Here is a 14,465-nt window from a genome sequence, read left to right on the forward strand (position 1 = left end):
GCCCCTCGTGAGCGTCAGCCGGGGCTTCCGGGACTGCGATGGCCGAACCGGGTCAGGTCGGCGGAGCGTTGTCCGGGGGGTTGGAGGTCGGCGTAGGGGTGTTGGAGTGCGCCGGTGCCGTGGACGAGGACGCGCCGTGGTTGGGCGGGGGTGGGGTGTGGGGTGGGGGCGCCGAGGAGGTCGAGTGCGGCCTGGGGTCCGTGGTCGCGGCGGAGGGTGGCGATCTCGTCGAGGTCCCAGGCCATGGTGCCGACGACGGTGCGCCGGCGGCCGCGGACCTGGACCTTGCCGCGGACCAGGAGCAGCCCGGAGTGGAAGACGGTGTGGGCGCAGGCGGGGTGGGAGTCCTCGAAGAAGGCGAGGTCGACGAGGCCGGAGCCGTCCTCGAGGGTGACGAAGATGACGCGTTTGCCGGAGGCGATGGGTGGGGTCTGGGTGGAGGCGCGGACGCCGGCGACCAGGACCTGGCGGCCGGGTGGTTGTTCGGCGAGGTGTACGGCGTCGACGGCGCCGATCTCGCGGAGCAGTCGGTGGTGGTGTTCCATCAGGTGCCGGGAGAGGTCGATGCCCAGGACGTGGAGTTCGGCGCCGACGGCTTCGCGGGTGGTCATCTCGGGGAGGCCGCTGGGGGCGGTGGCGTCGAGTCGGCTGTCGGCGAGGGGGAGTTGGCCGTCGCCGACCCTGCGGGTGCGGCGGTGGAGCTCGGGCAGTTGCAGGAGCAGGTCGCGGCGGGTGAGGCGTCCGTCGTGGAGACAGTCGAGGGCGCCGATGCGGGCGAGGTGTTCGGCGGTGGGCAGGGCGGGGCGGGCGCGTTGCCACAGGTCGGACAGGGAGGTGTAGGGGCGGCCGGCGTCGATGCGGGCGCATTCCTCGTCGGTGATGCCGCGCACCGCCGACAGTGCCAGCCGCACCCCCCACGTGCCGTCGCCGGTCTGCTCGATGGTGTGGCCGGGGCGGGAGTGGTTGACGTCGACGGGCAGGATCGGGACCCGGTGGCGGCGGGCGTCGGCGACGATCACCCGGCGCGGCCACATCCCCGGATCGTGCTCGAGCAACCCCGCGTACAGCGCGGCCGGATGGTGGGCCTTGAGCCACGCACTCTGCAACGCCGGGACGGCGAACGCGACCGCGTGTGCCCGGCAGAAGCCGTACGCGCCGAAGCTCTCGACGATGCGCCACACCTCGTCGCGGACGTCGGGGGTGTAGCCGCGGGCGGCGGAGTGTTCGTGGAACCAGTCGCGGACCTGTGGCATGCGGTCGCGGTCGGACAGGGCGCGGCGGGCGACGTCGGCGAGCGCGAGGTCGCAGCCGGTCATCGTGGCCAGCAGGCCCATGATCTGCTCGTGCCAGATGGTGACGCCGTAGGTGTCGGCGAGGACCGGTTCCAGGTCGGGGTGGGGGTAGGTGGGGGCGGCGCCGTGTCGGGCGGCGATGTACTGCTCGGGCATGCCGCCCGCGACCGGCCCGGGTCGGAACAGGGAGATGTCGGCGATGACGTCCTGGACGTCGCGCGGTTGCAGGCGGCTGAGCAGGTCCTGCTGTCCGGGGCTCTCCAACTGGAACATGCCGATGGTGTCGGAGGCCTGGATCATCTTGAACGCGAAGAAGTCGTCGAGCGGCACCCGGCGCGGGTCGTCGAGGTCGATGTGGGTGCCGGTGGTGCGTTCGACCTCGGCGACCGCGTGCGCCATCGCGGACTGCATCCGCACCCCGAGCACGTCCAACTTGATCAGGCCGAGGGCCTCGACCTCCTCCTTCGCCGCCTGCACCATGGGGAAGGCGTCCCCGGGCGTGGGCTGCACCGGCAGCCGGTCCAGCAGGGTGGCGTCGGTGATGATGACCCCGCACGGGTGCATCGCCATCCCGCGCGGCAACGCGTCCAACCTCTCCGCGAGTTCGAACAGCGGCCCGTACCGTCCCGCCTCGGCCGCCAACGACCGCAACTCGGGCAACTCCGCCAGCGCCGCGATGATCCCCCGGGCGCGGATGTGCGGGAAGGACTTCGCGATCCGGTCGATGTCGGGTACGGCCAGGCCCAGGGCCAGGCCGACGTCGCGCAGCGCGTGCCGGGCCCGGTAGGTCTCGGGCATCGACGTCACCGCGACCCGCTCGCTCCCGAACCGCTCGAAGATCCTTCGGTAGACGTCGAGGCGCCGGGCGGACTCCACGTCGATGTCCACATCCGGCAACGACGACCTGCGCTCGGACAGGAACCGTTCGAACAGCAGGCCGTGGTCCAGGGGATTGGCGGTGGCGATGTCCAGCGCGTGGCACACCATCGACCCCGCTCCCGACCCGCGCGCCGCCACCCGCACCCCCATCTCCCGCACATCCGCCACCACCAGGCCGACCGTGAGGAAATAGGTGTCGCACCGCAGCCGCGCGATCACCTCCAACTCCCGCGCCAACCGCCCCATCGCGACCTCGTCGCGGTCCAGACCGCGCCGGACCATCCCGGCCTCGCAACGCTCGCGCAACACCCGCGCCGCCGAGTCGGCCGTGGCGCCCACCACCACCGGCTCGGGGAAGAACGTGCCGCCCAGACCCAGGTCCCCCACCGGATCCACCCGGCACTCGTCCGCGGTCGCCACGGTCCGCGCCAGCAGTGTTCGGGCACGGTCGGGCCCCGCCCCGGCGGCGTCCGCGACGCGCGCCGCGATCGCGGCCATCGCCGCCGGGTCCTTCAACCAGCGTTCGCGCGGATCGAGACGCTCCGGGCGGTGGAAGCGGATCGGGCGCAGCAGGCGGGCGGCGTCCAGGACGTCGGCGACCTTGTGCTGGTCCGGGTCGGCGTAACGCACGGCGTTGGTCAACACCGCCGCCGCCCCGACCCGGTCGGCGAGCTGCACGGTCCGGGCGGCCAGACGCAGCGAACCCGGCCCGGTCCCCGACGACCCGTAGTACAGACACTCCAGGCGCAGCGCGTCCCCGAACAGTTCACGCCACGGGGCCAACAACCGCTCCGCGATGTCCGGGCGGCCGTCCGACAGCGCCCTCACCGGTTCCGAGATCGGGCCGAGCAGCACGATCAGCCCCGGCCCCGCGTGCTCGCGCAGCGCCGACCACGGCACCACCGGCGGCCCTTCGACGGCGTGTGCGGCCGAGACCAGGCGGCACAACCGCGCCCAGCCCTCGCGGTCCCGGGCGAGGAGGGTCACGCGCAGAGGGGGTTGTTCGACGTGGGCCCCGCCGCGGACCGGTGTACGGCGCCGCCCGGCGCGAGGCGTGTCCGGCGTGGTGGGGGCGACGGCGACGTCGACGCCGAAGATCGGGCGCACCCCGCGCTTCGCGCACGCCTGCGCGAAGCGCACCGCGCCGCCGACGGTGTCGCGGTCCGTCAGCGCCAGTGTGGTCATGCCGCGCTCGGCGGCCCGCGCCACCAGGTCCTCGGGGTGGGAGGCGCCGTACCGGGCCGAGTAGCCCGACGCGGCGTGCAAGTGCGCGAAACCGTCCACCGCGCACCTCCGCCCGCGTCCACCCCCCTGTCCGAAAACCACCTCTCATTCGGACAATAGTTCGAATAGATCAACTTTGCCAACCGTCCTCCTTGTGACGACGACCGATAGATGGCCATCTCGATTGCCGGTTGGCCGGTCGTCGGCATGCGAGGCCCCGGACCGCCCCGCGCGGACCGGGGCCGCAGGCTTCCCCGCCCGCAATCTATCGACTATCGTCGATGGACGATGAATGAGAACGCCGTGCGGCCCCGGCCGCTGGACGCCGACACCGCCGCCACCTACGCCGCCTGGTTCAAGGCGCTCGCCGACCCGACCCGGGTCCGGCTGGTCAACCTGCTCGCCGTGGAGCGCCGCCCGATGAGCGTCGGCGAGATCGTGGAGCGCTCCGAGGTCGGCCAGTCCACCGTGTCGCACCACCTCAAGCAGCTCGCCGAAGTCCGGTTCGTCATCGCCGAGCGGCGCGGCACCTCGGTGTTCTACCGGGTGAACGAGAACTGCCTGTCCTGCTTCCCCAGCGCCGCCGACGCCGTCATGGGCCACCCCGCCCCCGACCCGGCGGCCGTCCCCTGCCAGGAGACCTGACATGAGCGACGACAGCACCGTCAAGGCGGAGGTCGTGGAACGCGTCCGCGACCGCTACGCGGACGCCGCCACCCGGGCCGCGTCCGGCCGGACGCTGGTCGACCCGTGCGCGACACCGGTGTTCGGATTCGGCCTGTACGACGGCACCGCCGCCATCGCGGACATCCCGGTCGGGGCTGCCGCGGCGAGCCTGGGCTGCGGCAACCCCCTCGCCGTCGCCGACCTGCACGAAGGCGAGACCGTGCTGGACCTCGGCTCCGGCGGCGGCATCGACGTCCTGCTCTCCGCGAAACGGGTCGGCCCCACCGGCCGCGCGATCGGCCTGGACATGACCGACGAGATGCTGGACCTCGCGCGCCGTCACGCGGCCGAAGCGGGCGCGGACAACGTCGAGTTCGTCAAGGGCCGCATCGAGGACATCCCGCTGCCCGACGCCTCCGTGGACGTCGTCATCTCCAATTGCGTCATCACCCTGTCCACCGACAAGCCGGCCGTCTTCCGCGAGATCTCCCGCGTCCTGAGGCCCGGAGGCCGACTCGGCATCAGCGACCTGGTCGCCGACACCGACGCCACCCGCACCCTCGACGTCGACCCGACCGGCTGCGGAACCACCGCCGTCACCACCGAGGAGTACACCGCACAACTCGCCGCAGCCGGACTGACCGGGATCGCCATCACCGCGACCCACCAGGCCGGCCCCGGACTCACCGCCGCCGTCGTCCGAGCCCGGCGCCCCGGGCGGGAGTGAGAGGACGACCCACCGCTGCCCGGCCCCGCGGCACACCGCACGTGGCGCGTCAGGTGCCGCGCGGCGCGTACATGATGACGCCGACCCCCACCAGGCAGATCAGCGCGCCGGCCACGTCGAACCGGTCGGGCCGGTAGCCGTCCAGGGCCATGCCCCATGCCAGGGAACCGGCGACGAACACCCCGCCGTACGCGGCCAGGATCCGCCCGAAGTTCGCGTCGTCCTGCAACGTCGCGACGAAGCCGTAAGTCCCCAGCGCGAAGACCCCGGCGCCGATCCACGCCCAGCCGCGGTGCTCGCGGACGCCCTGCCACACCAGCCACGCGCCGCCGATCTCCAGGACGGCGGCGGCCAGGAACAGGGCGATGGAACGGAAGATCGTCACGGGCGCGAGCCTACCGAGACGTCGATGGCGGACCCGGCAGCGGCGGTGTTCCCGCAGCCGCACGACGACCCGGTGCACCCGTGCGCGGCCTCGGTGGACCGGCGGCGACGCCACCAGGCCCGGCCGACGAGCAGGACCGCGGCCACGGCGAGGACGACAGCGACGGTCGGCAGCCACGCGGCGACCGCGAGCGCGCCGCCGCCGAGCAGTCCGGCGGCGACGAGCTTGGTGGCGGCGAGTTCCTGGAGCCCGGCCTCGGCGCGGCGGCCGGCGCCGTGGTGGTGGCCGCCGGCCTCCAGCAGCTCGGCGACCTCGTCGAGGGTGAACCCGAGCCGCTGGGCGGCTCCCTCGAAGACCCCCAGGTGAGGGTGTGGTTCGACGGTAAGCCTGTACCCGGGTACCGGACGCAAGCCCTTCAGGTCCTCGGTTCCAGCGCGATGCCCGCGTCGCGCAGCAGGGCGGCGAGGTCGTCGGGGACAGGCATGGGGGTGGTCAGGCCGGCGCGCGTGCGGCCGGTGTTCCCGCTCGGGTACCTGCCTGCGGCCGAGCCGGGGGCGGCGACCAGCAGGCGCACCACCTGGCCGAGGATCTCGCGCGCGTCGCGGTCGCGGACCGCGAGGCGCAGCATCACCGCGTGGGTGCGGGTGTGGGGGCCCGGCCAGGGCTGGGACAGGATGTGCGCGCGCTCCGCCGCGCGCCACGGGTCGGCCGTGGGGCCGGATGCGCGGGCGGCGGCCATCTCGGCGTCGTAGACGGCGCGGAGCCTGTCGGGCATGGCGCGCATGCGGGTCTCCTCGAATCTTGAGTTCACGATTCCTTGGATTCAAGCAGACGTGTACTCTCGTGGCCATGCCGCATCTCGCCGCCGACATCGACGTCCTCGCCCGGTTCGGGCGCGCGCTGGCCGACCCGATCCGCTGCCGCATCCTGCTGAGCCTGCGCGAGGCGCCGGCGCATCCGGCCGACCTGGCCGACGCGCTCGGCGTCTCGCGGACGCGGCTGTCGAACCATCTGGCGTGCCTGCGCGACTGCGGCCTGGTCGTCGCCGTCCCCGTCGGGCGGCGGACCCGCTACGAACTCGCCGACGCCCGCCTCGGCACCGCGCTGGACACCCTGCGCGCCACCGTCCTCGCGGTCGCGGAGGACCCGACCTGCCCGGACACCGACTCCCAGGGCTGCTGCCGATGACCGCCCCGATCTCCCTGTCGCCGGGCCCCGGTCCGGCCCGGCGTGACGCGCCGGTCCGCCGCATACGGCTGCTGGTCGCCGCGACCATCGCCTACAACGTCGTCGAAGCCTTCGTCGCGCTCACCGCAGGGACCATCGCGTCCTCCACCGCGCTGGTCGGGTTCGGCCTGGACTCGGTCATCGAGGTGTCCTCGGCCACGGCAGTCGCCTGGCAGTTCTCCGCCCGCGACCACGCGCTGCGCGAGGCGCGCGAGCAGCGCACCCTGCGCATCATCGCCGTCTCGTTCTTCGTTCTCGCCGCGTACGTCGCCGCGGACGCCGCCCGCGCACTGGCCGGGGACGGCGAAGCGGACCGGTCGATCACCGGCATCGCGCTTGCCGCGCTCTCCCTGGCCGTGATGCCGTTCCTGTCCGCCGCGCAACGCAAGGCCGGCCGCGAGATCGGATCCGCGAGCGCGGTCGCCGACTCCAAGCAGACATTGCTGTGCACCTACCTGTCCGTCGTCCTGCTGGTGGGCCTTGTGCTCAATGCCGCCCTCGGATGGACCTGGGCCGACCCGATCGCCGCCCTGGTCATCGCCGCCGTCGCCATCAAGGAAGGCGTCAACGCCTGGCGTGGGGAGGGCTGTTGCGCCCCCACCCAGGCCGGCACCGCCCGCACGACGGACAAGGCGAGCGGCGACGCGTGCGGGTGCGCGGCGGGCTGTTCCTGCTGCTGACCGCTTTCACGGAGCCGGATCGACCGGCCGGTGCGGGAGCTGGCGGCGGTTCCGGTGTGGTGCCCGAGCTTGGGCACCCCGGCCCCTCCACCGTCCGAGCGCGAGAAGCACAGAGGCTTTGGCCTGTCCGGTGCAACGCAGGTCAGCGGCGGGGTAGCACGCCCAGGAGGGTTGCGGTCAGGGCCGGCTTCAAGGAGTCCTTCAGGTCCAAGTCCAAGCTCGCCAACCTGATGTTCACGTACGAGCTGCAGCGCCGGCTCGCCACGCACGGCACCACCGTCGCGGTGGCCGCGCACCCCGGCATGTCCAGCACCGAGCTCGCCCGCAACACCCCCGCGGCCCTCCGGCTTCCGCTCACCTGGCTCGCGCCGCTGATCACCCAGACGCCGGCGATGGGCGCGCTGCCGACCCTGCGCGCCGCCACCGACCCCGCCGCACTCGGCGGCCAGTACTACGGCCCCGGCGGACGCAACGAGGTCAAGGGTCACCCCCGGCTGGTCACCTCCAGTCCGCAGTCGCACGAGGTAGCCGTCCAGCAGCGGCTGTGGGGCCGTATCCGAGGACCTCACCGGGGTGAAATTCCCCGTCGATCAGTCCAAGCAGAACTCGATTCCCTCCGGATCGGCCATCACGATGTAGCCCACCATCCGCGGTTGTTGCCCCTGCCGGCCCCGTACCGGGGCGGCGGCGACCAGGCCACCGCACCCGAGATCGCCCGCAGACTCCCGGACACCGCACCCGACGTCCGCCTCACGCTGCCCGCCGCCGCCGAGACCTCCAGCCACGGCGCGGCGATCCGCTGGGCCTGGACCGGCACCACCCCCGCCGGCACCCGCATGGCCGGCCTCGTGTCACGGCCGCCGACGTCCTGGAGGACATCGCCACCGCACGGCGGCGTTCGCCTCTGGTCGACGTCCGCCCGTGGGCGGACCCCGACCTCGAAGCCCTCCTGGACGCGGCGATGGCGCTCGAACCCGGCGAGCGCACGACCGCCGGCGCGCTTGCCCGCCTCGACCCCCGGCACGTCCTCACCACGGGCATGGATGCCCACGGGCCCCGGTCGAGAACGACCGGGGCCCGTGGAAGCAGAACAGCGTGCCCGACGCTCCAGCCCCTGATGGTCACACTCCTTGTGACGTCGACCGATGGGTGGCCGTTTTGATTCCTGGTTCGCCAGTCGAACCCGGTCGATCACGTGACCTGTGGTTCTGCCGGCGGAAGGGGCCGCTCCAGAACCCCCGGGTGGCCATCCATCGGTCGACGTGATGGATGACGAAGGTAGTCGGACGACTACAAACGGATACCTGTTGTTTCTGCGGCAGCTTCGGGAAGACCGGGCCATCTCCGGTTGCGGCCATGGACCGCCCGCAAGACCTTGGAAACAGGGGCCGTGTCTCAGACCACGCTGCGGAGGCAACCGTGACCGTGTCCGGTGGCAAGAGGAAGCTGACCGAAGAGCAACAGAAGGTCGTGGACGACGCCGTGACGAGTGTCGCCGAGGCCTACAACGACGCGCGGTCCCGGGTGCGTGCGGCGGGCGTGAACCCCGACGGGGGTGGCGGGACGCCGTGCCGCCTGTGCGGCTGCGCCTCCTTTGTCCTCGGCGGGGATGGTCTCGACGAGTGCAACCGGTTCTCCCCGACCCGATGCGGCCACGACTGGGGGGTCCACGACGTCTTCTGACCTCCCGGTGGGAATCGGGAGCGACTCCCGCTCCGATCTCCGACACGACCCGGCCGTGGGGACGATCGCCTGGACGACGCTGCCGAGATCCACAGCCTGGGCGCCGCGTACCGCTGGGCCTGGACCGGCCGCAACCCGGCCACCACACGAGGGATGGAAACCGGCGTCGACGCCCGCGACATCATGGAGGGCATCGCGACCGGCCGACACCGCGTCCCCCGGCTCAGGCACGCCCCTGGCCGGCCCCGGAACCCGAAGGCCGAGGCGACGTACACGGACACCCCCCCGTTCTGAATTCCGAATGTCGAAGGACTGCGGTGCGGCGACCGTCAGGACTCGGAGATCGTCTTGAGTCCGGTCAGCCACTCCTTCAGTACCGTCCGCAGTTTGGTGTTGTCGAAGATCAGGATGAAAAGCGGGCCGCCCATCGACTCCTCGGTGCGGACTTCGGTCGCGCCGTCCTCCAACTCCCGGAGCAGGTGACGGTGTACGGCGTTGGCCCCCGCCGCACGGCCGGTCCAGGTGATCTCACGCCGGGGATCGACGACCGCGAACCGGGACCTCATTCGCGCTCCGCCCTTCTTCCACGTGAAACGCGTATCGACGGCGACGGGACCCTCGAGACGAACATCGTTGATGCCCGGGTCGAGCGACGCCCACGTCGAGGGATCACTCAGCAACCGCCATACCCGCTCCACAGGTGCTTCGATGCGCACCGTGAAGTGCCCGGTGATCGGCGCCTGATCGTCGAGCCGACCCTTCTTTGCGTACTCCTCGTGCAGCACATCGATCGAGGGTCCGCGATACAGCAAACGGCTCGCCATGGCGATCCTTCCGAATACCGGCCGCCGTCCTGGCCTACCAGGGGCGGCTTCCGCCGACGAGTATCCCGACCGGCGCGCCGTGCGCGCCATGCCAGGATTCACGTCCCACCCGTGAAGAATTCACAGTGCGACGTGTGAGCTGCAGGGGAGAATCCCAGGGCCTCGCTCCGGACGGGTGGCCACCCGCAACGACATCATGCGGGTGTTCCGCGGAAACCCGGGTCGGGACACGGCCTTTGCGCTCCGAGCCACTCGGCGCGAGGACGAGGACCGCATCGGGTCGGATCGTTCGGTGGCCGCAGCGTGTGCCCGAGCGCGAAGTCCGAACCGTCATCGCGCTCGCGAACATGAACGAGCTGCACCGGGGTCGCCCTCGCCCGCACAACTGCCGCCGCGATTCGGCGGACTTTCCGGCTCTTCGGCGGGGTGCGCTCGCCCGCGCCGGCGGGGCGGGCAGGCTGCTGCGAGCCCCGCTCCAAGGCGGACCGACGAGACGACGGCCATCGTGGCGATCGGACCGCGCCAGTCGGCGGGGACCGCTCCAGCCGGGCGGCCGACCCCGGCGTGGTCCTCACCCGCAACCCGCCGACGCTTGGCCCGCGACCCGCCGTTTCCCACCCGGTGCAGGATCGAGGTCGTTCCGTTGCCGGGAGGAAGACGCTCAGTCGACGCTCGATGTGAGGCGCACCCCGTGCAACGCGCGATGGCCGGCCAGCAGCGACGCACCCCATGCGACTGCGGTGCAGACCGCCGTGACAACCAGGACCGGAGCCCACGGCAGCACCACGGTGACCCCGCCGATCGCGCCCTCCAGCGCGAACCACTGCGCGGCCGAAACGGATGCCGTGGCGAGCGCCGCACCGATCGCGCCCAGCAGGACGACCAGCGCCGTCTCCGCGGCGACATAGCCCAGGATCTGGCGGCGGGACGCTCCCACGAGCCGCAACGAGGCGAGTTCCTTGCGGCGGGTGGTCGCGCTCATCATCAGCATGTTCGCAATGGCCAGGCACGAGTAGACGAACGCGATCCCCACGATCGTGTACGTGGCCAGCCGGCTCTCGCGTCGCTCTTCGGCACGCATCCGCGCGCGGTCCTCGGCCGCGGACACGACTTCGGCAGCCCCCGGAGTGACCGCCGCGCGCAGCGCCGCGCCCACGGACACGGCGTCGGCCCCCTGCCGCACACGCACGTCGACGCGGTCCGGCAACCCGCCCGCGGCGTGGCGCCCGGAGATGAACGTGGTCTCACCGGCCAACGCCGTACGGACCACGGCGGACACGCGCAGCGGGACCCGTGCGCCGTCGGGCAGCCACCCGGACAACTCGTCCCCGACGGCGATTTCGGCGCTGCGGGCCGTCTTCTCGTCGACGACGACGTAGTCCGAGGCGTCTTGTCGGGGAAGCGAACCATCGACCAGCGGGAGTCGTCGAACGGCCGACAGTTCGGATGGTTCCACGGCCCGGGCGGCGAGCGTGTCGACGATGCGACCGGTGTGATCGGCCACGTAGATGCGGGTGGGCACGAAGGTGGCGACATCCACACCGGGCAGCGCGCGGATCGCGGCCACGGTCCGCGCCCCGATTTCGCCCGTTCCGGCGGGCCGGACCACGAAGTCGGCGGTCGAACGCTGCCGAGCCTCCCTGTCCTTGGCCTGACCCACGGTCGCCTGCGCGGACAGCGCCGCGGCGGCGAGCCCTATCGCGACGACCACGGGGGCTACGGTGGAGGCCGTGCGCCGACCGGCCCCAGCGGCATTGCGGCGGACCAGGGTGGGGCCGAGACCGCTCCGGGGTATGCGGGCGAACGGCAGGGTGACCAGCCGGGCCAGCGGCGCCAGGAGCACCGGCGCCAGCAGCGCGAACGCTCCGACGAAGGCAAACGGGACGCTGACGAACTTGCGCAGGTTCGCGGCGTCCAACGGACTGTCGGCGGTGATCACCGACGCCGCGCCGACACCCGCCACGGCCAGGCCCAGTCCGATCAGCCACCGGGACGTCGTCATGGCACCGGTCTCGACGACGGCCTCGCGCAACGCTTCGATGGGACGGACTCGGGCAACGCGGACCGCGACCGCCGCGACGCCCGTGACGGCCGCCGCGATCCCGGTCAGCCATGCCACGAGTAGGGGCAGCGGGGCGAGTTCGATGCGGAACCACTCGGGTACCGCGCCCTGGTCGATCAGCCAGTCGTCGACCGGCGCGGCCACGAGCGCCCCCAGGAGGCATCCCACGAGTGAGGCCGCCGCGCCGATCAGGGCGGCCTCGGCCAGGAGCATCCGGCGCAGTTGACCCGCCTCCACACCGATCGCGCGCAACAGGGCCAGTTCGCGGCGACGACGTCCGGCGACGAAGGAGAACGTGCCGACGACGACGAACAGGGTGACCGAGACCACCGCGGCGGTGGACGTCGCGGCCATGCCGCGGACGGCGGTGAGCGCGTCGCGCCCGCCGGTGGGGTCGGGTTCGGCACGGACCCGTTCCGCGCCGGTCAGTACCTCGACGCGGGGTAGCCCCGCGACGGCTCGGCGGACGACTCCCGCGTCCGCGTATGCGACGACGGCATCCACCCGTGGGGACAGCCGCGCGGCCTCGGCATCGGTGAAGAACACCGGCTGTTCGAACCATCGGTGAGCGGTCACTCCGACAACGGTGTACGTCTCCTGCCCGTCGACCCCGGCCGGCCGAACCCGGCGGTTCAGCAACTCTCTCGCTCCGCCGACCACGACCTCGTGATCGGCCATCGGCGCACGGCCGGCGACCAGCCGATGGGGCGCGAGGGCCGCCGACGACCAGCCGTGCCCCTTGCCCGTCGGTCCGTCCACGAGGGCGACGGCGAAGCTGCGGTCGACGACCGTACGGCCCGTCGCGGCCAGCCGGCCGACCACTTCGTGCGACAGGCCGCCCGGTCTCGTCAGCGGGCGGTCGTCCTGGCCGGGGATTTCGAGCGTCGGCGTGACGACGACGGGTGCCGCGGCGAATCGTTGCGGGCCGGGAAAGGGGGTACCGAACGTGGACGCGAGGGTCATCGCCATGAGCGTGATCACGCCCACCCCGAGCGCGAGGGCGGTGAAGGCCCCCATGAAGGTGGCCCATCGAGCGCGCAACCCCGCGATAGCGATCTTGAACATGTTCCCGCTTCCCGAACGACTGTCGTACACGAAACTCACGAGCGAGCCGGGTGTCGGTCATCCCGTTGTCGCACCCCCGGGGTTCCGTCACCGAACAAGGTGGGCGCTTGGGCCACAGACGTGGCCGGCCGGGATTTCCGTCGTCTCGCCGCGTCCCACACCAACAGCGTCAAGGCGGTCCACACCATGGCGAACCCGGCCCAGCGCCCGCCCGACATCGGCTCGTGGAACAGCAGGACGCCGAGGAGGAACTGGATGACGGGCTCGATGTACTGGAGCATCCCGACAGTCGACATCGGCAGCCGTGTGGCGGCCGCCGCGAAGCACAGCAGTGGCATGGCCGTGACCACGCCGCCCGCGACGAACAGCAGCACGTGGCCCGGGTCGTGGACGGTGAAAGTGCTTTCCTTCCGCCAAGCCAACCACGCCAGGAACCCGGCTGACGGCAGGAGCATGAGAGCGGTCTCGATCGCGAACGACTGTGTCGCCGGGAGTGGTACCGCCTTCTTGACGTAGCTGTAGAACGCGAACGTGGCGGCAAGAGTCAGCGCGATCCACGGCGGCCGTCCGTGCTCGACGACCAACACCGGGACGGCGATCAGGGCGAGCCCCACGGCGATCCACTGGACCAGGCGCAGCCGTTCGTTCAGCACGACGACGCCCGCCGCGATCAGCAGCAGAGGGTTGATGAAGTACCCGAGTGAGGCCTCGACGACCTGGTCGTTGTTGACGGCGTGGATGTAGACGGCCCAGTTCACGCTGATCGCCAGCGTCGCGGCGGTGATCTTCAGCAACTTCACCGGTTCGCACAGCAGTTCCCGAAACCATCGACCCTGCCGCGACACCGCGAGCAGCACCGTCACGAACACGAGCGACCACACCACGCGGTGGGCGAGTATCTCCACCGCGCCGGCGGGTTCGAGGAGCGGCCAGTACAGCGGGAAGAGCCCCCACATCGTGTAGGCGGCGATCCCTTGCCGGTAGCCCCTCCGGCTTTCGCTCATCGCCACTCGAAAGTGCGGTGTCCGGCGGGAGCGGTTCGCCGCGCCCGTGGCGTTTCGCATGCTCTTCGGCAATCGGGCATGCCCTCGCCTCCTGGTCCGCACGATTTCCGAGTCCTGACCATCGCCGCACGACGAAGGTGTTTCCCTGACCGCAGGTGCTCTCGCGGCGTCGTCTTCGTTGCCTGCGAAGGCAAGCCGATCCCGCCGTGCAGGTGAATCGACGTCGTCCGGGAGATATCGACCGTGCCGGTCGAAACCGCGAGCCGGGTCACCTCGGCCGGCCCGGAGAGGGCGTGTTCCTCCGAGCCGGCCGAGGTGGTGAACCGATTGCGCGACCCCATGGGAAGAGCTGTCGCGGATCTCTCGTCGTTCGGATCCGTCAAGGGGGCGAGGCTTTCGCAGACGGCCCGACTGCTGTCACAGCACACCGGGCGTATCCAGCGGTCACGTGCGCCGCGTCGACTCCGGCCATTCGTTCGCCATGGGGCGCATGCGCACCGCTTCGCCGGCTTGGCCCGAATCCCGCGGCGCGTCGGGGACGGACGCCCGAGCAGGCAATTCCCGTGCATCCACCGCACGTTCGGCCCGCGAACGGGACTTGGCAGCTCGCAGGACCACGACCACGCACGCGAGGAACGTCGCATACGCCACTGTTGCGATCGTCAACCAGGTCCACACGGTTTCCTCCCGGCGTGATCTGCGCACGTTCCTTGGAGCGACGCCCACGCGCATGACGGGGCCGTCGAC

13 protein-coding genes and 1 pseudogene are annotated in these 14,465 nt (G+C 71.9%); 6 read left to right on the forward strand and 8 right to left on the reverse strand.

Features of this window, described 5'->3' with window-relative positions; all coding sequences use genetic code 11:
- Positions 1 to 14: 14 nt before the first annotated feature.
- Positions 15 to 3,455, reverse strand: a complete 3,441-nt coding sequence (locus ACWCPW_RS34640; RefSeq protein ID WP_449765536.1) for a DNA polymerase III subunit alpha — start codon at positions 3,453 to 3,455, stop codon at positions 15 to 17.
- A gap of 228 nt (positions 3,456 to 3,683) precedes the next feature.
- On the opposite strand from ACWCPW_RS34640, the gene ACWCPW_RS34645 reads away from it, so the two are divergent.
- Positions 3,684 to 4,040: an ArsR/SmtB family transcription factor gene (locus ACWCPW_RS34645; protein ID WP_449765537.1), complete on the forward strand. Its 357-nt coding sequence runs from the start codon at positions 3,684 to 3,686 to the stop codon at positions 4,038 to 4,040.
- A 1-nt stretch (position 4,041) separates the two neighbouring features.
- Positions 4,042 to 4,788, forward strand: coding sequence for a methyltransferase domain-containing protein (locus ACWCPW_RS34650; RefSeq protein ID WP_449765538.1), 747 nt, complete (start codon positions 4,042 to 4,044; stop codon positions 4,786 to 4,788).
- 49 nt (positions 4,789 to 4,837) lie between these two features.
- Here the strand turns inward: ACWCPW_RS34650 and ACWCPW_RS34655 are convergent, their stop codons facing one another.
- Genes ACWCPW_RS34655 through ACWCPW_RS34665 form a run of 3 tightly spaced genes read right to left on the reverse strand, consistent with a single transcriptional unit; the run spans position 4,838 to position 5,957 of the window.
- A complete protein-coding gene (locus ACWCPW_RS34655; protein ID WP_449765539.1) occupies positions 4,838 to 5,173 on the reverse strand; it encodes a YnfA family protein in 336 nt (111 codons plus the stop codon).
- Entirely contained in the window at positions 5,170 to 5,583 is a 414-nt protein-coding gene (locus ACWCPW_RS34660) for a hypothetical protein (RefSeq protein ID WP_449765540.1), read from the reverse strand. The genes ACWCPW_RS34655 and ACWCPW_RS34660 overlap by 4 nt, the downstream gene beginning before the upstream one ends.
- Before the next feature lie 5 nt (positions 5,584 to 5,588).
- A complete protein-coding gene (locus tag ACWCPW_RS34665; protein WP_449765541.1) occupies positions 5,589 to 5,957 on the reverse strand; it encodes a DUF3703 domain-containing protein in 369 nt (122 codons plus the stop codon).
- 65 nt (positions 5,958 to 6,022) lie between these two features.
- Between ACWCPW_RS34665 and ACWCPW_RS34670 the strand changes: the two genes are divergently transcribed.
- From ACWCPW_RS34670 to ACWCPW_RS34680, 3 genes and pseudogenes are all read left to right on the forward strand, one after another.
- Positions 6,023 to 6,361, forward strand: coding sequence for an ArsR/SmtB family transcription factor (locus tag ACWCPW_RS34670; protein ID WP_449765542.1), 339 nt, complete (start codon positions 6,023 to 6,025; stop codon positions 6,359 to 6,361).
- Positions 6,358 to 7,080 (forward strand): cation transporter, encoded by a 723-nt coding sequence (locus tag ACWCPW_RS34675; protein WP_449765543.1) that lies wholly within the window; start codon positions 6,358 to 6,360, stop codon positions 7,078 to 7,080. The genes ACWCPW_RS34670 and ACWCPW_RS34675 overlap by 4 nt, the downstream gene beginning before the upstream one ends.
- Before the next feature lie 209 nt (positions 7,081 to 7,289).
- Positions 7,290 to 7,719: pseudogene (locus ACWCPW_RS34680) on the forward strand (short-chain dehydrogenase); the annotation flags it as partial.
- Here the strand turns inward: ACWCPW_RS34680 and ACWCPW_RS34685 are convergent.
- Entirely contained in the window at positions 7,709 to 8,104 is a 396-nt protein-coding gene (locus ACWCPW_RS34685) for a hypothetical protein (RefSeq protein WP_449765544.1), read from the reverse strand. The pseudogene ACWCPW_RS34680 and the gene ACWCPW_RS34685 sit on opposite strands and share 11 nt — an antisense overlap.
- A 395-nt stretch (positions 8,105 to 8,499) precedes the next feature.
- Here ACWCPW_RS34685 and ACWCPW_RS34690 point away from each other — a divergent pair, with 395 nt between their 5' ends.
- Positions 8,500 to 8,763, forward strand: coding sequence for a DUF6422 family protein (locus ACWCPW_RS34690; protein ID WP_449765545.1), 264 nt, complete (start codon positions 8,500 to 8,502; stop codon positions 8,761 to 8,763).
- Between the two features lie 329 nt (positions 8,764 to 9,092).
- On the opposite strand, the gene ACWCPW_RS34695 is transcribed toward ACWCPW_RS34690, so the two are convergent.
- From ACWCPW_RS34695 to rarD, 3 genes are all read right to left on the reverse strand, one after another.
- Positions 9,093 to 9,677: an SRPBCC family protein gene (locus tag ACWCPW_RS34695; protein WP_449765546.1), complete on the reverse strand. Its 585-nt coding sequence runs from the start codon at positions 9,675 to 9,677 to the stop codon at positions 9,093 to 9,095.
- A 571-nt stretch (positions 9,678 to 10,248) separates the two neighbouring features.
- A complete protein-coding gene (locus tag ACWCPW_RS34700) occupies positions 10,249 to 12,714 on the reverse strand; it encodes an ABC transporter permease (protein WP_449765547.1) in 2,466 nt (821 codons plus the stop codon).
- Positions 12,715 to 12,749: 35 nt separating this feature from the next.
- Positions 12,750 to 13,718, reverse strand: a complete 969-nt coding sequence (rarD, locus tag ACWCPW_RS34705; protein WP_449765548.1) for an EamA family transporter RarD — start codon at positions 13,716 to 13,718, stop codon at positions 12,750 to 12,752.
- Between the last annotated feature and the right edge of the window lie 747 nt (positions 13,719 to 14,465).

The organism is Embleya sp. NPDC001921, from assembly GCF_053594475.1.